Genomic DNA, 20,844 nt, shown 5'->3' on the forward strand with positions numbered 1-20,844 from the left:
TCGGTAGTCCCCATTTATGAATTGTATGTAGACCTTGTGGTAAAATATTCGTCCTTATGAGCATTCCAAACCACATTCTCGAACAATTAAATAGCCAAGCTGACTTAATCAGTATTATTGGGCGTCACACGACGCTTAAACGTGCTGGAAGTGAGTTTAAGGGCTGCTGCCCTTTTCATGGTGAGAAATCGCCTTCTTTTTATGTCAATCCACAAAAAAACATCTACCACTGCTTTGGCTGTAGTGTCGGCGGCAATGCCATCAGTTTTTTACGTGATTATGAGAACCTAACCTTTATTGAAGCGGTTAATGAACTGTCAAAACAAACCGGTATTGAAGTCCCAAAAGAAGAGCAGCAAAACGTCAGTTATCAGCGCACCAAAAAACAACCTGCTATAAAACCTACCACGCGTGCGCTGGCTGAAACCGTTAAATTTCAGCCAGCAGCCGATGAGCAATTACCATCAAGCATAGCGCCTGATTATCAGCAGAAAAATTATGCAGACCAGCCTACTTATAATGACAGCAGTATCCATGACACCAGTTATGACACCAGTTATGAAAACAGCTACGACGGTTATCCACCGTTAGACACTTACGATTCAGCGCCTTACCCAACAGATTCTTATCCCACCGACTATCAAGACACAGCTGATAATAGTGCTCCACCTGCATGGTTGACCGATACCAATGCTAGTGCAGGCTTACCTAGTGATAATAGTGTCTCTGATAAAGACGGCAACCTATACGATCTGTTAGAGCAAATTCAGCAGTTTTATCAGCACAGTCTGACGACCCACCCGCATGCCAAACATTACTTTTTATCGCGTGGTATCACGGAAGACATCTTTGAGACTTTCGGTCTAGGCTATGCGCCATTTGGTTGGCAGCATCTTGAGCATCAGTTCCCGCAGGACATTGAAGGACTGAAAGCATTAGGTCTGGTTCGCCAATCAGAATCCGGACGCGATTATGATCTACTACGTGATCGAGTTATCTTTCCGATTCGAGACAATCAAGGCCGCACCATTGGCTTTGGCGGTCGCGCATTAGATGATGAAGTAAAGCCTAAATATATTAACTCCTCCGACTCGCCCGTTTTTCATAAGCAGCACGTACTGTATGGCTATTATGAATCTCGCCAGCAGCGCGCAGACAGCTGGTTAGTGGTCGAAGGTTATATGGATGTGATTGCCCTTTACCAAGCCGGTATCTATGGCGCAATTGCTTCTATGGGTACAGCGATTAATGAGAGCCAAATATCACGGCTATTGACCCTCAACCCAACCCTCACACTGAGTTTTGATGGTGATAGTGCTGGACAAAAAGCCGCTTGGCGCACGCTAGAAGTTGCTCTGCCTGTACTGGCTGATGATAAAGAGCTGCGGTTTTTGACCTTACCGAATAATCATGACCCTGACACCTTTATCAAGAGTCAGGGCGGTGACGCCATGCGGGAGCAAATCAAAAATGCCATGCCGCTGTCACAGTATATTTTTGCCTACTTAAGCGAACGCTACGATTTGACCTTGGTAGAAGGCAAAGCCAAGCTGATGTCACAGGTACGCTCACTAACCATGGCGCTTCCCAAAGGCAGTAGCTTTCGTTACCTGCTGAATAATGACATTTATCAAAAGCTTGGTGGCAAACGCAGTCAAAACATCGAAGCGAAAGACGCCCTGCTAGATTTTGATGGTGACATGACCATCAGCCAGCAGTTGCAGCTGTGCTTTTTATTCCAACCGCGCGCCTTACTCGAAGACCCTATTGAATCGATTTGGCAACAAGCAGGTATCAGTGACTTACAGCTGCCTGCGCATATCAAACAGAAAGCTGCGAGCGATACCCTGCGTCCACTTGCTTGGGAAGACCTGCAAGATACCGACCTGTTGGATATTGTCAGTACGATCAAGCGTTGCCTAAAGCATCTACCAACAGATGCTAACGCAGCAGCGCACTTTATATTGTCTAACGTACAGCCGATGACTCAAGAGACACTCAGCCGTAGTTGGGGTGGATTTTATAAAACGTTAACGGCAAGAAATATTTTAAGCCTCGATGAATTGGTCGAAAATTTAGTCATGCAATTGCTTAAGCTACATTTGCAAAAAAAGATGCAAGATTTGATTAAAAATCCTGACCACATTAAGCTGGCTATTGTTCGTAAGCAGTCACAGTTATTAAATGATTGGCTACGTGCACAGCAAGCCGAACAATCAGCGCAGATGGTCACGGTTCAGTCTTAATATTTGGTGTTATTTATATTTTATAAAATGCCAGCCCTTTAAAAGTATGATGATTGACCCCACTAATAATAATTATGGCCAGTCGCTCAGACCGTCTCTTTATCATTAAGCAGATAGTAAAAAATGGTAGAGAGCATTCACTACCTCGTGCTTGATTACACTGGTCTGTGTTAAACTGTGTCGCTAACTATTTATGGCATGGCTTACGAAATGATGATAAGCATGCATCGTTAAGCACGAATTTTAAGTATTATTTTTAGGTATTACTATTTTTGATATATTTTTAACAGTTTTTTAGTGGTTTTTTAGCCCTGTTATTGTAGTGTTTTGAGCCTTTATTCATATCCACTCATTTTTGATATTATTGACAACCTCTACGCCATATTTTGATCAATCGATTGATAAGATCAACGCACCCAGCCAGCGATAGCGCGTCACAATATAAAAATGTCCGATGCAAGTAAGCGAGTATTTATGAACGATAAGTCAGTTTCTAAGTCCACATCTCAACTGGCCACCTTAATCCAAATGGGTAAAGAGCAAGGGTATTTAACCTATGCTGAGGTGAATGACCAACTGCCCGACTCTATTACCGAAAGCGATCAGATCGAAGATATTGTGCAAATGCTGACCGACGTTGGTATTAAAATCTTTGAATCTGCACCTGATGCCGATGACATCTTGATGAACGATGATTCGAGTGATGATGAGTCAGCAGCAGACGAAGCCGCCGCCGTATTAGCCGCAGTTGAAACCGATCCAGGTCGTACCACCGACCCTGTGCGTATGTATATGCGTGAAATGGGTACGGTCGATTTGCTAACCCGTGAGGGCGAGATTGTTATTGCCAAGCGTATCGAAGAAGGTATTCGTGACGTGCAGCATGCCATGTCTTATTGGCCTGGTACAGTACAATTCGTCCTTGATGAATATCAAAAAGTACAAGATGGTGACAAAAAGCTCTCTGATGTTATTACTGGCTTTTTGGATCCTGAAACCGAAGAAGACAAAATAGCCGCACAAGAAGCCAAAGAGGCGGCAAAAGAAGAAAGAGAACGCATCAAAGAAGAAAAAGAAAACCCACCACCAGTCAAGCCAAAAGCCAATGCTAAAGACGATCTCGATGACGACGACTCTGATGATATTGATGACACTGAGGAAGAGGAAGAAGAAACTGGCGGCATCGATCCAGAAGAAGTACGCCTACGTCTAGAAGAGATCGAAAATCTATTTATCAAAGCCAAGCAAGCCTTGCTCGATTATGGCCGTGGTAGCGTACAGGCTGACACAGCGTATGCTCTACTTGCTGAGCGCTTTATGATGCTAAAGCTAAACAACCGCTTGTCAGATCAAGTCATGGCTATTATGCATGACGTGTATGACGATGTGCGTAAACAAGAACGTCAAATCATGCGTTTGGTGATTCGCCGTGGTCGTATGCCGCGTGATGAGTTCCGCAAGACCTTCCCTAGTAACGAAACCAACGTTGATTGGCTCATTGAGCGTATCAAAGGTAAGCCTGCATTTGCTGGCACCCTAGAAAAAGTCACCGATGACGTGATTTTATTACAGCGTAAAATTCGGGATTACGAGCAGCAGCTCGACATGAAAATCCACGACATGAAAGATGTGGCACGCCGTATGGCTGTTGGTGAAGCAAAAGCTCGCCGCGCTAAGAAAGAAATGGTCGAAGCCAACCTACGTCTGGTTATTTCTATCGCCAAAAAATATACCAACCGTGGCCTACAGTTCTTGGATCTTATCCAAGAAGGTAATATTGGTCTGATGAAAGCGGTCGATAAATTTGAATACCGTCGTGGTTATAAGTTCTCGACCTACGCCACTTGGTGGATTCGTCAGGCGATTACCCGCTCTATCGCGGATCAGGCGCGTACCATCCGTATTCCTGTGCATATGATTGAGACTATCAACAAAATCAACCGTGTCTCACGTCAGCTACTACAAGAAATGGGACGCGAGCCGACGCCTGAGGAATTAGGCGAACGCTTAGAGATGGACGAAGTCAAAGTCCGTAAAGTACTAAAAATCGCTAAAGAGCCTATCTCTATGGAGACGCCAATCGGTGACGATGAAGATTCGCATCTAGGTGACTTCATCGAAGATGGTACTATCTCAAGTCCTGTCGATGATGCGACGTCTGCTGGTCTACGTGAAGCTACCCGTGACGTGTTGGGTAACTTGACTGAACGTGAAGCGCGTGTGCTAAAAATGCGTTTTGGTATCGATATGCCAACGGATCATACGCTGGAAGAAGTCGGTAAGCAGTTTGATGTGACACGTGAGCGTATTCGTCAGATCGAGGCAAAAGCACTACGTAAATTGCGTCATCCTTCACGCTCTGAGCACTTGCGCTCTTTCCTTGAAAATGACTAAATTTTTCAGAAACTACTGAGCCTAGCTCATAGTTTTTAAATATCTAGAAAAATAAAAAAGCTGAGCATGTCTCAGCTTTTTTGTGCCTGTTAGATACTTCATGATAATGATTATTAAGAGTGGCTACCAATTAACACATCAAATCACATGGTGGTCAGATTCAACGACCAAATAGGCAAATCACCATACAAATAATGATAATCTTCCCAATCATGAGACGTTCATTAAATATAGTCAGTGAAAAGTAATATCAATACACCACGCATTGCTGATATCAATTTTAGACACATCTCAATTTAAACGACACAGACCACACAAAAAAACCCGTCTAACTCTCTGACTGAGAAGTTAAACGGGCTTTTTTTTGAATGCAGATAACGTATTAAATGTCGAACGCTAGTGCTCTATCGCCTTCGCTATCTTTGATACGTGTTGGCAAACCAATCTTATTGAGTAGGTTGATAAACGGCTTAGCATCTAGCTCTTCGATATTAACCATCTTGCCAGCGTCCCATTCGCCAGTCGCGACCAGCATAGCGGCAGCAACGGGTGGCACACCTGCGGTATAAGAAATACCTTGGCTACCGACTTCATTATAAGCGTCTTCATGATCTGAGATATTATAAATAAATACCTCAGTATCGATGCCGTTAATGGTGCCTTTGACTTTGTCACCGATGCAAGTCTTGCCCGTATAATTTGGCGCAAGCGAGCTTGGATCTGGTAGCACTGCTTTGACCACTTTCAACGGAATGACTTCTTGTCCTTCAGCGGTCATTACTGGCTGTTCAGAGAGTAGACCTAAACTTTGTAATACCGTAAACACATTAATATAGTGCTCACCAAAGCCCATCCAAAAGCGGATGTTGGGCACATCCAAGTTAGCAGACAACGAGTGCACTTCATCATGACCACTTAAATAGCTATTTTGCACACCAACGACGGGCAGATCATCAGTACGCTTTACTTCAAACATTTTATTAGATTGCCACTTGCTGTCCTGCCAAGAATAGACCGTGCCGGTAAATTCGCGGAAATTAATCTCAGGGTCAAAATTAGTAGCGAAATACTTACCATGGCTGCCAGCATTGATATCAATAATATCAATATCAGTCACCGAGCCTTTATCCATCATGTCATAGCCAAGACGCGCATAAGCATTGACCATACCGGGATCAAAGCCTGCACCCAAAATCGCCGTGACATTGTTGTCCGCACAGCGCTGTTTACGCTGCCATTCATAGTTGTTATACCATGGCGGTGTCTCGCAAATCTTGCGTGGGTCTTCATGAATAGCGGTATCAATATAAGCAACACCTGTCTCAATACAAGCTTCGAGCACCGTCATATTGATAAATGACGAGCCGACATTGATAACGATTTGCACACCAGTACTTTGTATCAACTGTATAAGTGCTGGGCTGTCCATGGCATCAACTTGATGCGTGTGCAAAATAGCTGCTTGTTTAAAACTACCTTTGTCTTTGACACTTTGCGCAATAGCATCACACTTATCTTGAGTACGAGAGGCGATATGAATTTCGCCGAGCACATCATTATGCATCGCACATTTATGCGCGACTACTTGAGCGACACCGCCTGCTCCGATGATGAGTACATCTTTTTTGTTGGGCTTAGCTTGTTGGTTGGTATTCAATGCAACAATCCTCCTTTGTGTCCCTGTCATCGCCTAAGAAATGGCCAGTCAAAACAGAAACGAGTGAATGATATGCGTGAATTAAAAAGGAAGACCGAGGAAAACCCACGCACCCGTCGGGCAAAAATAGCTGGTTTTGCCCGTGGCGATTATAACAATTTTTGCAGGCTTTTCGGCAATAATTAATGGTTAAGATACAATCTGGTTGTGCTCAAGCATCATCGAACGGCGAATACTAAGACAAACTCGCCTTATAATCTTGATAATCAAACTCACGCTGCACATCAATACTGCCATCCAAACGACGAATAACAATCGCTGGCATGTTGACGCCATTGAACCAGTTTTTCTTCACCATGGTATAGCCAGCCGCATTACCAAAGCCAATCTTATCGCCTACCTGTAAATGGTTAGGTAAGGCATACTCGCCAAAGATATCACCTGCCAAGCAAGAACGACCATAAATAATAGTGTTGTCTGAAATGTCCACTGTTTTAGCCATATCGGCAGGTACAATATCAATCAACGCTTCGTTAATAGCCGCAATGGGTGCTGACTCACGGTAAATCAACAAATCCAGCATATGCGCTTCGATAGAAGCGTCAACAACGGCTAGGTTTTTTCCGTTGTGCATCGTATCTAAGACCGTCGTGACCAATGATCCAGCACCATGAATGCTCGCCTCACCTGGTTCTAAATAGACTTGTACATCGTATTTTTCACTAAACGCTTTCAATCGCATGGCGAGTTTTTCTAATGGATAATCAGGCGCGATAAAGTGAATGCCACCGCCCAAACTTACCCACTCAAGCTGTGCTAAAACGTCACCAAACCTGTCTTCGATATCCGCCAAACTCTCGCTAAAGGCCTCAAAACTGTCATTTTCACAATTGTTATGAATCATGACTCCAGTGATGTCAGCAAGCACTGCTGCAATCTTATCTTTATCATGCTCACCAAGACGGCTAAAAGGACGCGCAGGATCAGCGATGATAAACGATGAGTTGCTAGTCTTTGGGTTTAAACGTAGTCCAACTGGAATATTTTTTGCGCCAGCTTGACCTTTAAACGCATTGAGTTGCGAGATAGAATTAAAGATAATTTTATCGGCATAGCTCAATACTTCATCGATTTCATCAGCGCTATAGGCAACGCTATAGGCATGGGTTTCTTTTTTATCTTCATCATTCTTATCAGCGCTATTATTGCCAAAGGTCTCGTAGCCCAAGCGCACTTCATTGAGTGACGACGAAGTAGTGCCATGTAAGTAAGGCTGCATGACATCAAACACGCCCCACGTAGCAAAGCATTTGAGCGCCAACAACGCTTTTGCACCAGACAACTCACAAAGTCGCGCAATTATCTGCATATTGGCGACGATTGCTGCTTCATCGAGCAGATAATAAGGCGTTGGTATCGAAGTGGGCATCGAAACTGGTTTGGTATTTTTTGTTGAGTTCATAAGAGACAACCTAATGGCTTGTATATGCGGTAGTAAAGCTTGTGATAACAATGCTTGTTTGTAGTATGAGCGTTTTTTAGTACTGTGCTTTCTTAGCATTGTGACATCGCTAATTAAGTGCGCTATAGTAGACTAAATCCATCATAATTAGAATATCTTATGTCACTATCAACCGATTATTCCAGCGCTGCCAGCCAAACCAACTTATCCAAACTTGAATCCAAAAATATTGATTTGACCCATCTCGACCCTAATGCACGTGCAGTGTTGGATTTTTGGTTTGATAAAAATAATGAGCAGCATTGGTTTGCAAAAAATGATGATTTTGATCAGCGTATTCACGATAAGTTTGGCAAAATCTGGCAGGCAGCGAAACACGGTGAATGTGCGCCTTGGCGATGGTCTGAAAATCAAAATGATGTGAATAGCTCAATGACCAATTTGGCAGGACGTCTGGCAGAAATTATCGTCTTAGATCAGTTTTCACGAAATCTATGCCGCGGGCAAGCGTGCGCTTTTGCCCAAGACAGTATGGCAGTGGTATTAGCACAAGAAGCCATTCAACAGCCGCATTTTGACACGTTACCGATAGAGTGGCGTCGATTTACGATTATACCGTTTATGCATTCTGAATCAGCCGTTATCCATGAGCGCTATTTAACGTTGTTTGAGCAACTAAATGACGCGACTACTTTAGACTTTGAACATCATCATAAAGACGTTATCGATCAGTTCGGTCGTTATCCGCATCGTAATGAAACGCTAGGTAGAGAAACAACTAGTGACGAAAAAGTATTTTTAAAACAGCCGAACTCATCATTCTAAGAGAGATTATTTTTAGGTTTTTATACCTTTTAATAGTCTTACAGGTTTTTTATATGACAAGGGTTGAAGCAGTTACCTGATTCAGCCCTTGTTTTACAATATCAGTCAATCAGATTAACTAGTAATTCACTTCACCCGTAGTAAAAGTAAATGACTTATTTTGTAAGGTTTTATTATCGACTAGAATATCAAAGCTCACTTGATACTTAGTATTGCCATAAAGACCACATTGCTGGCTTTGATTTGCCGCGCGCTTGGTTTCACAGCTTTTTAGTGCATCGGTCAGCGGTAAGATAAAAGCTTCGTTCGCTGGTAGCGCGTAATTGGTATTGGCATACGGATCGTTATCAAAATCAATTAACTGAATCGGCATATCTGCGTTGCGCTGCGTATCTCTAAAATTGATGTTACTGACCTTAATATTTTTAGCTGACGGCATACTAATATAAACGGGTTGTCCGATAGGATCAGTGCGCAAATTGCGTCCAGTACCTTTAACAGGGTTTGGTGTCTCGTTGTATAGTGCGGTCACTGTTCCAGTCATACCCTGACATGGATAGGTAAAAATACCTGAAACTGATTTGTCTTTGGTCGTTTGTGTCGCTGAAGCATGGCTGACCAAGACATAACCTTGGTTATTAGCTGTACTTTTACCATTAGGTTTATAAGTAACCATTCCCGTGCCTACCAAACTTGAAGTTGGAAGCATCAAAGAACGTAGATGATAAGGTGCTGCTAACAATGATTTGGCCATGGAGGTAGCTACTGTATCTACGCTCAAAAAATTACCTGCTGAGCTGTAATAGTCAGACTGAGCAATATTTTCAGTAGCACCATATTGTGCATTACGATAGTTTGCATTCAATAAGCGATCAGTAAAGCTTAGCCCACCAAAAAACGGATTATTGCTACCTGTCACACTAGCAATATCACTTATTTTATTTTCAACATGTGCATTAAAACTGGTTGGTGAGCTATTGGCAAATACATATTTAATATAGTTTGCATGCTGAATAGCAATGTCATCAAGCGCAGTATCCATAGACAAACCGCCTAGACCACAGCTGGTTCTTGCGAGACTAAATTGGTTATTAGCACTTAATGCTGCTTGCGCGTTATTTTCAGTAGGCTCGTCGCTTGTATTGACAGAGACATTATTGGTTGGTTCATTGTCCTGATCATCAGGCGTCGCCGTTACTGGTGCCGAAGTTACTGGTGCCGAAGTTATTGGTTCTGAAATGACTTCTTGTGATTGGCTTGGTGAATCATTGGACGTAGCACTGCTGTCAGAGTCGCTACCACCGCCACAGGCCGTTAAAAACACTGCCAAGAAAAGCACTGCAGCAAGGTTTTTTTGAGGAGTATTAGCCGTCATCTCTTATCCTATAAAATAGTAATATTTATATAACTTACTAGCAAAAATAAAACCCAGAATTAAATATTAGTTATTGATTTAAAAGGATTTTATATTAACAAAGATATATTGTATTACAATTTATAAACTTTCGCTCGTTATTTTATCAAAAACCCGTCTACTTACCAGCACAGTAAGCAGTTTCTATTTTTAGATTCCATTAGTCTTTTACACTTAGACTATTTTAATAACTTGCTATTCTTGATTAATATCAATTGTCTAGCGCTTTTCGCACTGGTGCAAAGCTACGTCTATGAGCTGGCAACACACCATATTTTTCAATTGCTTCCATATGCGCTTTGGTCGGATAGCCTTTATGCTTGGCAATACCATACTCTGGATGCTCAGTATCAAGCATATACATGGCAGTATCACGGCTAACTTTTGCCAATATACTGGCTGCAGCAATGCTGGTATGACGTGCGTCTCCTTTTACCCATGCTTGACAGTCAATTGCAGAGGTTTCTATACCTAACTTGGCCAGCATCACATAGTCTATATTAGGGCAGCGATTACCATCAAACAAAACCTCGAATTGCATCATAGAGGTAGCCATATGTTTGGCAATAATTTCTAACAACACTTCCGTGCATAAGCGCATACCGAGCATCGTTGCTTGTAAAATATTGACCTGATCAATGACTGCTGCTGGAATGTCAGCGATGATGAAACCTATGGCATGCTGCTGCACCAACGGATAAAGAATATCGCGTTTTTTTTCGCTTAGCTGCTTAGAATCCGTCAATATAGATAAAGGCGTGTCTTTTAACGGTTGCGCCTCAATCAGTCCTGCCCAAGTCATAGGCAGTATTGCCGCCGCAACATTGACACTACCCAACAGTGGACCACGCCCTGCCTCATCCACACCTATTTGTAGCGTTGAGCGTTCTACATGCTGTTGGGTATTTAAGTGTGGCTCTTTATTTATCCCATATTCAGCGAGCAGCTTAGTCACATTGACTTGCCCATATAAATGGATAGGTTCGGCTAAATCAATGTACTGAGATTTTATATCAATCTGTTGAATTTTTCTGTCAATCGGAATAATAAGATCTTTGACTTCGTTCTGAATGCTCATGATTTTTTGCTGTCTTATTGATTAGGGCGTGTCTTCATTTCAAAAATGGTGATAAAAATGAGATAAATTGCCGTCAAACAAGAAAAATAGCGCAGATAATATCGGGATATTAACCAGCTATTTGACGGTGTTTGTGCAAGATTTAGCCCATTTAGATGACTATCAAGTGAATTGAAGACACGCACTAGAGTGGTTAAGATAGATGATGAGCAATTATCCCTTACTGCTTATGCTGGTCTTTTCTTGCACAAACCATTGCTCAATTACGCTATCAGCAGGGTAATGATTGCTTTGCTGCTGTAATAGCTGTTTGGTTGCGACAAGCGCTTTCAATTGCTCTGCGTAAGCACGCGGTTGCAAGAGACGCATGACGGTACGACAGATATTATCGCCACTCGCCTGCTCTTGTATCAGCTCAGGTACGATGGCAGTGTCGGCTAGAATATTGGGTAGCGCCACATAAGGAACTTTGACCAGACGCTTGGCGATCTGATAGGTTAGCTGATTTAATTGATACACCACCACCATTGGACGCTCAAGCAGCATCGCCTCTAACGTTGCCGTACCTGACGCCAGCATCACGATATCCGATGCAGCCATGGCCTGCTGACTGAATGCTGGTTGACTGTCATCATAGACCACAACGATCGCGGCACGCAGCTGCTCTGAGCGCTGGTCAATGACGTCTTGGACAATATATTGATGATTTTGATCGACCGTCGGAATGATAAAGCACAGCTTTGGATCTAACAATATGAGCTTTTGAATACCATCCAGCATAAGAGGTAAAATAGCCGTTATCTCACCGCGACGAGAGCCTGGCATCACACAAATAAGCTGGCTAACGTCATCGAACCGCTCGATAAAAAACTGCTGCAAACCATCGTTGTGCCAGACCAACTCACTGCGCCTCTGATTGATGGGCGTCTCTATCAATGCCTGATCAATGGTGCGTAATAAAGGATGACCCACACATATCGCTGGATGATTATGGCGCTCATATACTGGTAGCTCAAACGGAAATAGGCAGAGCACAAGGTCGGTCGCTGCTTTGATATTATGAATACGTGACTCGCGCCACGCCCAAATAGAAGGGCTCACATACTGTACACAGAAGACGCCTTTTGGTTTTAACTTTTTAGAGACTCGTAGATTAAAATCAGGCGCATCAATACCGATAAACCAGTCAATATTGGCCGTCTTAAATGCGCTCAATAGCTCGCGCCGTGCTTTCAGCAAATCTGGCAGCTGTGCCATGACTTCCACCAAGCCCATCACTGCTAGACGTTCTAATGGAAAAATACTTTGCAATCCTTGCGCTTGCATTTTTGTACCACCTACACCTACCCAGACGATATCATCACGCAGGTTGTTCATCTGCTGCATAAAATCTGCACCCAAACTGTCACCAGATACCTCACCTGCAACGATGGCTATCACCAGCGGCGCAGCATTTATATTAGGTACCTGAGAATCCGTCTCTGTTTGATGAATAAGGTCAGTCTGGCGATGAGACGTAGCAGAATCTGTCATGACAAGCTCTCAATATTAGAAATATACAAATAAAATAAATGAACCGTTATTATAAAATATAACGTAACAAATCAGCGATACTGCCTTTTGATCGATACACATTATTATCCTGCATGGCTTTAACCTTCTATCGTTGATGTTGCTATCATACGTGACGATGATACAAATAGCTAAATTCACGCATAAAAGCTGAGCGTTAAGCACCTATAAATCTAACTGACCGTTATTAATAGACGGAAAAACGAAAGGCTAAACGTGCATTTGAAAATTCAAATATAGCGCTAAGTGTATACAAGTATAACTAAGTTTTGGTTTGGACATTCCAGTTATCAGTCAATTAACTGCACGACTGCCCTTGTCAACCAGCACTTTTGTCCTCATAATGATTATTCCTATAAATCAGCTAGACGATATATAATCATGACAACTACAGCTACCCATAATGCAGATATTGACGACGTGAATATTGAAAAATTTATTCCCTTGATCACTCCCGATGAGCTAAAAACTGAGCTGCCTTTATCAGAAGAAGCCTACAAAACCGTTTTAAAAGGTCGTAACACTATCCAAGATATTTTGGACGGTAAAGACAAGCGTCTATTTGTAGTCATTGGCCCCTGCTCTATCCACGATATCAAAGCCGCCCACGAATATGCCGACCGCTTAGCTATATTGGCAAAAGAGATCGAAGACAGCATATTTGTTGTGATGCGCGTGTATTTTGAAAAACCACGTACCACGGTCGGCTGGAAGGGTATGATCAACGACCCTGACATGAATGACAGCTTTGATATCGAAAAGGGTCTGCGTACCGCTCGTAAGTTACTGCTTGATTTGAATGAGAAAGGCTTACCTTGCGCGACTGAAGCATTGGATCCAAACACCCCGCAGTACATGCAAGATTTGATCAGCTGGTCAGCAATTGGCGCTCGTACCACTGAAAGCCAAACGCATCGCGAAATGAGCTCTGGCTTATCATGCCCAGTTGGCTTCAAAAACGGTACGGATGGCGGTATGACAGTCGCAGTTAACGCCATGCAAGCGGTTAAAGAAGGCCATAGCTTCTTAGGGCTATCATCAGATGGCAAAGTCTCTATCATCAAATCTAAAGGCAACCCTTACGCTCACGTGGTACTTCGCGGTGGTAATGGCAAGCCCAACTATGATGAGACAGCCGTTGCGCAAGTTGAAAACGAGCTGGCAAAAGGCAAAACCAATAGCAAGATTATGATTGATTCAAGCCATGCCAACTCGGGTAAAGACCCGTACTTGCAGCCGATGGTTATTAATAACGTCGCCGAGCAAATTCAAAATGGCAACAAATCCATTATCGGTATGATGATTGAGAGTCACCTAAAAGGCGGCAGTCAAAAGCTTACTGCTGATTTGAGCCAGCTTGAGTATGGTAAATCTATCACCGATGGTTGCTTAGATTGGGATAGCACAGTCACTGCGTTATACAGTCTACGTGACATGGTAAAAGATGTATTGCCTAACCGTTAATGGCGATTGGCCATAATGAATCATTATTAAGCCACTCAGCAAAAAGCCCGTTTGACATAATTAGTGTCAAACGGGCTTTTTTATGCTTTAACTTATAAAATCATGTGCTTTTTTAGGGCGTGTCCTCACTTTGAAAACGAGATAAATTGAGGATATGCCCTAAGCTAGCCACCCTACTTATTCGCGGCACCTAGTACGCTCGTTAAGCTTTCAAGCACATGTTTAGAAGACACGGCTTGCTGTAAATCTAACAGCTTATCATGCGCCATCTGACGACGTGGCTCAGCCAAGGTATTCCAGCGTGCCAGCACTTGCAACAAACGCGATGCTAAGACAGGGTTGGCATCATCCAACTTTTTAATCACAGCAATATAGATATCTAAACCCTCTGCCGTCCATAAGACGGTCGGCTGCGAGGTAAAGGCACTGATGACTGAGCGCACACGATTGGGCGTATTCCAATCAAAATCAGTATGAGTGAGCAGCGATTGGATAGCTTCAGTAGTGACCGTATCAGCTGATGCTTGCACGCTAAACCATAAATCGATGACCAAGTCATTTGCTTGGAAGCGATTATAAAAGTCTGCCAAATAGGCATCTGCATCTGCCAATTGATGATTGACCATCACTTTTAATGCACCAAAACGCTCTGTCATACAGCTGGCATTATTATACTGCTGCTGTGCCCATTCATTGGCACCATCAACGTTAGCCGTCAATGCCATGTCTAATACCACATTGCGCAAGGCACGCATACCGCGAGCTTCGGCGCTATCTTCATAAGACTGCATGGGCAGCTGTTTATAAAGTGTTGCCCATTGGTTTTTTAAAGCATCTGCCAGCTGTTGATATAAGCCTTCGCGCTGTTGTTTAACCAATTCTGGGTCGTAATCTGTATGAATGGCAGATGCCAGCTCTGGCGCTGATGGGATATCGAGCAAACGCGCCGCCAACATTGCATCGTCAGTAGCCAATGCAGGTAATGTCTTGGCGACTGCTTGCAGATAGACGTCAGGACTGCTTTTCGAGCCTTGTCCCTGTAGTAAAATGCGATTTACCAGCATTTGTGTCACTTGCCAGCGGTTAAAACCATTGGTTTCATGCTTAAGCAAAAATGCCAAATCTTCATCTTGATAATCATAATTAAGCTGGACTGGCGCACTGAAATCACGTAGCAGCGATACGACTGGCTCACCAGCCACATTTTCAAAGACAAAGGTTTGCTTTGCTTGATCGAGCAGCAGCATACGCTCGGTAATGATGTCACCAGAATCTTTGTCAAATAACGCGGTCGCTACGGGAATAGGTAAAGGTTTAGGCGCATCAAAACCACTAACATGACGGGTTTGCTGACTTAAAGTAATGGTTAACGTTTGCGTGGTGCTATCGTAATCTTGATGACCAGACACCACTGGCGTACCGGGCTGACGATACCAATCAATAAAGTCTTCAATTTTATCATCAGTAATACTGAGCGCAGACAAGAAGTCCTCAACGGTAACCGCTTGCCCATCGTAACGACGGAAATACTCATCCGTACCTTTACGGAAGTTATCTGCCCCCAAGGTATTCGCAATCATACGGACGATTTCAGCGCCTTTTTCATAGACGGTCGTCGTGTAAAAGTTATTAATCTCGACGAAACTTTCAGGGCGTACAGGATGTGCAAGCGGCCCTGCGTCCTCAGCAAACTGATGTGCACGCAAAGTCGCGACATCATCAATACGCTGTACCGCACTTGACTGTTGATCGGCTGAAAAAGATTGATCACGGTAGACGGTAAAGCCTTCCTTCAAGCACAGCTGGAACCAATCGCGGCATGTGATGCGATTGCCTGTCCAGTTATGAAAGTACTCATGCGCGATGATGGCTTTCACACTAAAGCTACGCGAGTCCGTCGTGGTCTCAGGGCTAGACAACACACAAGCGGTGTTAAAAATATTGAGACCCTTGTTTTCCATCGCGCCCATATTAAACTGACTAACGGCAACAATCATATAGCGGTCTAAATCATAAGCTCGACCATAATTGACCTCATCCCATTTCATTGAATCTTTTAGGGCTTGCATACCGACATCACACTTATCGATATCGGCAGACTTAGCGTATATTTCCAGCAAAACGTCTCGACCTTCGCTGGTAGTATAAGAATCCGTCAATACATCCAAATCAGCGACGACACAGGCAAACAGATAGCTTGGTTTATTAGTCGGATCGTGCCAAATTGCATAATGACGGTCTGGCGCATCTGCGACCTCGCCTGCTTCAACCAAATTACCATTGGCTAGTAGTGTCGGATAGCGCTTATCCGCCTCAAGACGGGTGGTGAATATCGCGAGCACATCAGGGCGATCTGGATAAAAAGTAATCTTACGAAAGCCTTCTGGCTCGCATTGAGTCACAAACATGGTGTCGTCGCCGCTACCCGCCATATAAAGTCCTTCTAGGGCGGTATTGGTCTGCGGGCAGATGCGTACTTGAATCTCTAAAACAAGCTCATCAGGTACATTAGCAATCGTCAACGTGCCTGCTTGCTGTTGATAATCTTCAACCGTTAATGGCTTACCATTCATCGTAACGGCGATTAGATCCAACTCCTCACCGAATAATACGAGATCTCCTGCTGTTTGACGTACCATCTTTAGGGTGCTGTCTACCTGCGCATGATCTTCGAACAGCTTAATATCTAAATCAACCGTTTCCACATCAAAGCTTGGTTTTTTATAATCTTTTAAGTTGATTTTACTTGGTGCATGCGGCGGCACATCTGGCATGTCAGGATTGATAATTTGAGCATCGGTTTCAGCAGTGGACATAGGGATTCCTATTATTATTTATGGTAAAAAGCATGATAAATTACATTGTAACGGGTAATCAATTAGCACAATTTTTATGATTGTTAGAATGATAGCGACATTTAGAACGTATCATCAATTAGCACATTGATACATTTAGTGGTCTTAAAATGGCTAGATTTTGCCAAACATTGTCAGCAATCTTGTCGATATATTCATATTTACGGCAATTCCTTTCTTGTTTGACTGCAATTTTCCTCAGTTTAAGCCTCACAACCTAAATGATGACACACCCTAGCTACATTGACCTAAACAACCAAATTTCAAGAGCCACCCTTCAGGTTATTACGCCTATCATCCAAAACAAAGATCAAAAACGTCAATCATCAATTGGATAGTATTAATGAAAATGATTTAATAGAGGCACTGATCACCAACAATCGATAAACGGCCTATTTTATGACAACGCAACCTACTAGTCACGCAACCATTACCTTACCACTTTTGATGGATTACATTGATGTACTATTGCCATCGTTAGCAATACAGGTAGCCACACCAGAAAAACCTGAGCAAACTGCTATTAGACAGACTAGTGATAGCTCTGATGGTAGCTCCGAGCTGTTATGGGTTGTGCAAGATAAAACTGAACGTTTGGCACTACAGACATCCCTAAAAAATCTCGATAATAAAAAAGGGAAAACACATTTATCAACGTTGTCAGAACTCACCCAGCAGCAATTCCCTGAACGTTATGAGCTCGCTTGCTTTTGGCTACCCACCTTATCAGCAGAGCTGCTACCCCAATATATCCCATTGCTTATGCGCTATCGTGATCTTTATGCCGCGCACCTACTGATTGCACTCGATAGCACCCTAGACTTAAAAGCTTATGGTTTTACACCATTTGATATTTTAAGCGAACCTTCTTTGAAAGACGCTGGTAGACGTGCTATTCATACCTCTTCTTCAACTGACTCTTTACCAACACTATGGCAGTTTAATCTATACGATTATAAGCAATTACCCAACTGGCTGAACGCTGACTACTGGGCCAATCCTGAAAATTGGGGCAAGCATCGCTGGTAGAAGTCGAAAGGTTATTTGAATACTGTAGAGCCGGTTATGTAATTTATAGATTGTTTACAGTAATACTACTTACATAAAGTAACATTTAGTATATGATAGATGATAATTGCCTAATTTTTATCATTAGCAGTTCAAAACAACAAATTTTATTAAAATTTCAGGAGCTCATCATGTCAATCAGTTTTTCTAAGATCGCTGTCCTCGCTGTACTCTCAAGCGCCGTTGCAATAACCACTGGTTGTGCGACTAAACGTACTACCTCTGAAGTCGTGGTTGCACCATTAGGCATCCCAGGTGGCCAAGTCGGCTACAACGGTGCCGTGATTGTAGATAATTCAAGCGCGGTTATTACCGGTGCTGAGAATCTGCAAGCGGTTGTTTACTTTGGCTTTGACAGCAGTGAAATCACCTCACAAGCGGCAAGCGTCTTGAACCAACACGCAGGCTTGTTGAGCTCAAACCCAGCCGCTGGTGTTGTTATCGCTGGTCATACCGATGAGCGCGGTAGTCGTGAATACAATATCGCCCTTGGTGAACGTCGTGCCCAAGCAGCACGTAACTACCTTGCTGCTCAAGGTGTTGCTGTTAACAATATCCGTGTCATCAGTTATGGTGAAGAGCGTCCTGCTGCTGCCGGCAATACTGAAGACGCCTATGCACAGAATCGCCGTGCTGAATTGTCTTACTAAGACCGGTACAACTGATAACAATCAATAAAGCGTCATTCGCTTTATAAAAGCCCAGTAATATTAATATTGCTGGGCTTTTGAGTTTTTATTGCGCTAAAATAATGGAATCACTCATTTCCAAGCTTTTTGTGCTAAAAATAGCTAACCCATTAATGATTATTAAATATAAACAATGCCAACCTTACCGTTAACTCATATTCAGTACACCCAGCTCGATCCGATGACATGGTGCGCAACCGCACAGGTGAGCGAACCGCTGTATGTAAACACTAAAGCTATATGGGGTAAATCGACACGCTTATCAGTTTCCCATACCTTAGATACGGATTTTCATAAGATACCTCGTATTAACTGGTATTACTATCCCTTGCAAAGCCAGTTATCCGTAAAAGAAGTTGCTCACAACCAACGTCAACGGCAGCGTAAAGGCGTTCGGTTACTGCTAAAAGCCTTACTCAATAAGTTAGAAATCACTGATATCTTAAATGAATCAAGCTTCCCCTATCGACTGGTTGAGAGTCAACATTATGTATGTTTCAGTCATACAGATATGGGTCATCGAAGTGATATCGGTAAAGATTCTGAGCATAACAACAGTAGAACCCCAAGCAATTATATCGCAGTAGTCATCAGTCGTCACCATGCCGTGGGGATCGATATAGAGACCAATGAGGTTGCATGGCATGTGGCGCAGCGTTTTTATCATCCTCATGAAACTGCTGCATTACAAGCATTACCCAAAAGTGAGCGTAATGCTCTCACTAAACTGCTATGGCAAATAAAAGAAAGTTTTATCAAGGTTTATCAGTATAAGTTGGCACAAGGCTTAGGAATAAATTATTCCTACTTAATACCTAGCCTGATCAACATCATCAATGAAAACGCTGCTTTATCTGTTATCAGCGATAATAAGGCTAACTATCATATTGTCGTTTTGCCCTCTCAGCAAACTGTTATTGTTTTTTAAATAATATTTGCAACAATCTCCACAGATAAGACTTCCTCTTTATTTTAAACGAAAAAAAGCGACCCGAAGGTCGCCTTTTTTTACGCTTAATCTAAATACAGTGCTTAGACTGTGATTAGATTAGAAACGGTAAGTTGCACCAAGTTTAACAATTGGGAACCACTCTAACCAATCTTTATCTTCAAGTTCTTGCTCAGCGATATTAGCAACTTCGCTGCCTTTGATGGTTTGAGTAACGCCTTGCTCATCTGTGTAATTTACGTCTGCATCTGGGTTAGTTGAACGAACCTTAGCATCTGTTTTACCCATATATGCTGCACCGATTTCGCCGAATACACCCCAGTTGTTGCCGATGTTAGGACGGAAGCCGATAGTACCATAAGGTGCTAGCTTGTTACGATGCTCTAAGCTACCTTCTAAGTTACCAGTTTGAGCAGCATTGTATTGAATACCGTCAAGCTCGAAGAAGTCACCATCAGCATTAGCAGTTACGTCGATATCGTTGTCAGGAACGATGATACCAGCACCCATAGTGAACCAGTTAGCTACAGGACGGTATTGAACACCTAGGTACGGGTTGCTGAAATCTGCATCAACTTCATAGTTTACGTCGTCAGCGTCAAAATCACCGCCGAAAAGGTCAGCTACATCACCACCTGCCCAACCGGCTTGTAGTTCAGTTTTGTCATTCATTGCCCAAGCAACGTTAGCGCCATAACCTAGTGTACCAACTTCAGCACTAACAGCGGCTGGATTAACAGCTGTTTGAAAGAAAGTTTTAGTACCACCAACAACTGCACCAGTCGTGTTGCGTACTATGCCAGCATCAGCATTGTATGCATAAGCAGGCTCAGCTTGGTAAGCAACAGCTACAGGCTCAGCTTCGTATACGACGGCATCAGCACTATCAACAACGATAACAGGTTCAGCAGCTAGAGCCGCAGTTGATGCTAAGATAGCAGCAGAGATTGCAGATAATTTAATAAGTTTCATAATTACTCTCCTAAAGTGTGAAATAACTCGCCCGTAAAAAATGATAATTTAGCTTTTTTTAAACCACCATTTTGTTGAGCAGATTAAAACAATTTTGACTCAAAAAGTCACCCCTATTGACGCGCTTTTTATTTGCCATTATGTAAAGATTGCATAGAAATTGTAATAATTACTACACTAACCCGCAAAACTTCATGTT

Annotated in this window: 14 protein-coding genes; 7 read left to right on the plus strand and 7 right to left on the minus strand. The window is 42.9% G+C overall.

The features are described 5' to 3' along the window. Positions 1-56: 56 nt before the first annotated feature. Positions 57-2,246: a DNA primase gene (locus tag IOD06_RS05900; RefSeq protein WP_194619896.1), complete on the plus strand. Its 2,190-nt coding sequence runs from the start codon at positions 57-59 to the stop codon at positions 2,244-2,246. Positions 2,247-2,720: 474 nt separating this feature from the next. After that, positions 2,721-4,640: an RNA polymerase sigma factor RpoD gene (gene rpoD / locus IOD06_RS05905; RefSeq protein ID WP_189584832.1), complete on the plus strand. Its 1,920-nt coding sequence runs from the start codon at positions 2,721-2,723 to the stop codon at positions 4,638-4,640. Between the two features lie 382 nt (positions 4,641-5,022). On the opposite strand, the gene IOD06_RS05910 is transcribed toward rpoD, so the two are convergent. Together IOD06_RS05910 and IOD06_RS05915 are read right to left on the minus strand one after the other, a co-directional pair. After that, complete coding sequence (locus tag IOD06_RS05910; protein ID WP_194619898.1) at positions 5,023-6,297, minus strand: saccharopine dehydrogenase family protein; 1,275 nt, start codon at positions 6,295-6,297, stop codon at positions 5,023-5,025. Positions 6,298-6,532: 235 nt separating this feature from the next. Then, positions 6,533-7,759: a carboxynorspermidine decarboxylase gene (locus IOD06_RS05915; protein ID WP_194619900.1), complete on the minus strand. Its 1,227-nt coding sequence runs from the start codon at positions 7,757-7,759 to the stop codon at positions 6,533-6,535. 159 nt (positions 7,760-7,918) lie between these two features. Here IOD06_RS05915 and IOD06_RS05920 point away from each other — a divergent pair, with 159 nt between their 5' ends. Continuing rightward, positions 7,919-8,584 carry a DUF924 family protein gene (locus IOD06_RS05920; RefSeq protein WP_194619902.1) on the plus strand — a complete coding sequence of 222 codons (666 nt, stop codon included), beginning with the start codon at positions 7,919-7,921 and terminating at the stop codon, positions 8,582-8,584. Positions 8,585-8,702: 118 nt separating this feature from the next. Here IOD06_RS05920 and IOD06_RS05925 read toward each other — a convergent pair whose 3' ends face one another. From IOD06_RS05925 to lpxB, 3 genes are all read right to left on the minus strand, one after another. Continuing rightward, positions 8,703-9,959 (minus strand): CAP domain-containing protein, encoded by a 1,257-nt coding sequence (locus tag IOD06_RS05925; RefSeq protein ID WP_194619904.1) that lies wholly within the window; start codon positions 9,957-9,959, stop codon positions 8,703-8,705. A gap of 250 nt (positions 9,960-10,209) precedes the next feature. After that, positions 10,210-11,076 (minus strand): ribonuclease HII, encoded by an 867-nt coding sequence (locus IOD06_RS05930; protein ID WP_194619906.1) that lies wholly within the window; start codon positions 11,074-11,076, stop codon positions 10,210-10,212. 213 nt (positions 11,077-11,289) lie between these two features. Next, positions 11,290-12,609, minus strand: a complete 1,320-nt coding sequence (lpxB, locus tag IOD06_RS05935) for a lipid-A-disaccharide synthase (protein ID WP_194619908.1) — start codon at positions 12,607-12,609, stop codon at positions 11,290-11,292. Positions 12,610-13,029: 420 nt separating this feature from the next. Here lpxB and IOD06_RS05940 point away from each other — a divergent pair, with 420 nt between their 5' ends. Next, complete coding sequence (locus IOD06_RS05940; RefSeq protein ID WP_010201135.1) at positions 13,030-14,112, plus strand: 3-deoxy-7-phosphoheptulonate synthase; 1,083 nt, start codon at positions 13,030-13,032, stop codon at positions 14,110-14,112. 173 nt (positions 14,113-14,285) lie between these two features. Here the strand turns inward: IOD06_RS05940 and pepN are convergent, their stop codons facing one another. Next, positions 14,286-16,886 carry an aminopeptidase N gene (gene pepN, locus IOD06_RS05945; RefSeq protein WP_194620423.1) on the minus strand — a complete coding sequence of 867 codons (2,601 nt, stop codon included), beginning with the start codon at positions 16,884-16,886 and terminating at the stop codon, positions 14,286-14,288. Positions 16,887-17,366: 480 nt separating this feature from the next. Here pepN and IOD06_RS05950 point away from each other — a divergent pair, with 480 nt between their 5' ends. The 3 genes from IOD06_RS05950 to IOD06_RS05960 all read left to right on the plus strand — a co-directional run bounded on the left by IOD06_RS05950 (position 17,367) and on the right by IOD06_RS05960 (position 19,652). Then, positions 17,367-17,996 (plus strand): DUF6231 family protein, encoded by a 630-nt coding sequence (locus tag IOD06_RS05950; RefSeq protein WP_194619910.1) that lies wholly within the window; start codon positions 17,367-17,369, stop codon positions 17,994-17,996. A gap of 170 nt (positions 17,997-18,166) precedes the next feature. Further along, positions 18,167-18,685 (plus strand): peptidoglycan-associated lipoprotein Pal, encoded by a 519-nt coding sequence (gene pal / locus IOD06_RS05955; RefSeq protein WP_194619911.1) that lies wholly within the window; start codon positions 18,167-18,169, stop codon positions 18,683-18,685. 172 nt (positions 18,686-18,857) lie between these two features. After that, positions 18,858-19,652: a 4'-phosphopantetheinyl transferase superfamily protein gene (locus IOD06_RS05960; RefSeq protein WP_194619912.1), complete on the plus strand. Its 795-nt coding sequence runs from the start codon at positions 18,858-18,860 to the stop codon at positions 19,650-19,652. 120 nt (positions 19,653-19,772) lie between these two features. On the opposite strand, the gene IOD06_RS05965 is transcribed toward IOD06_RS05960, so the two are convergent. Then, entirely contained in the window at positions 19,773-20,645 is an 873-nt protein-coding gene (locus tag IOD06_RS05965; protein ID WP_194619913.1) for a hypothetical protein, read from the minus strand. Positions 20,646-20,844 lie beyond the last annotated feature (199 nt).

The organism is Psychrobacter sp. N25K4-3-2, from assembly GCF_015351755.1.
GTDB lineage: Bacteria > Pseudomonadota > Gammaproteobacteria > Pseudomonadales > Moraxellaceae > Psychrobacter > Psychrobacter glaciei.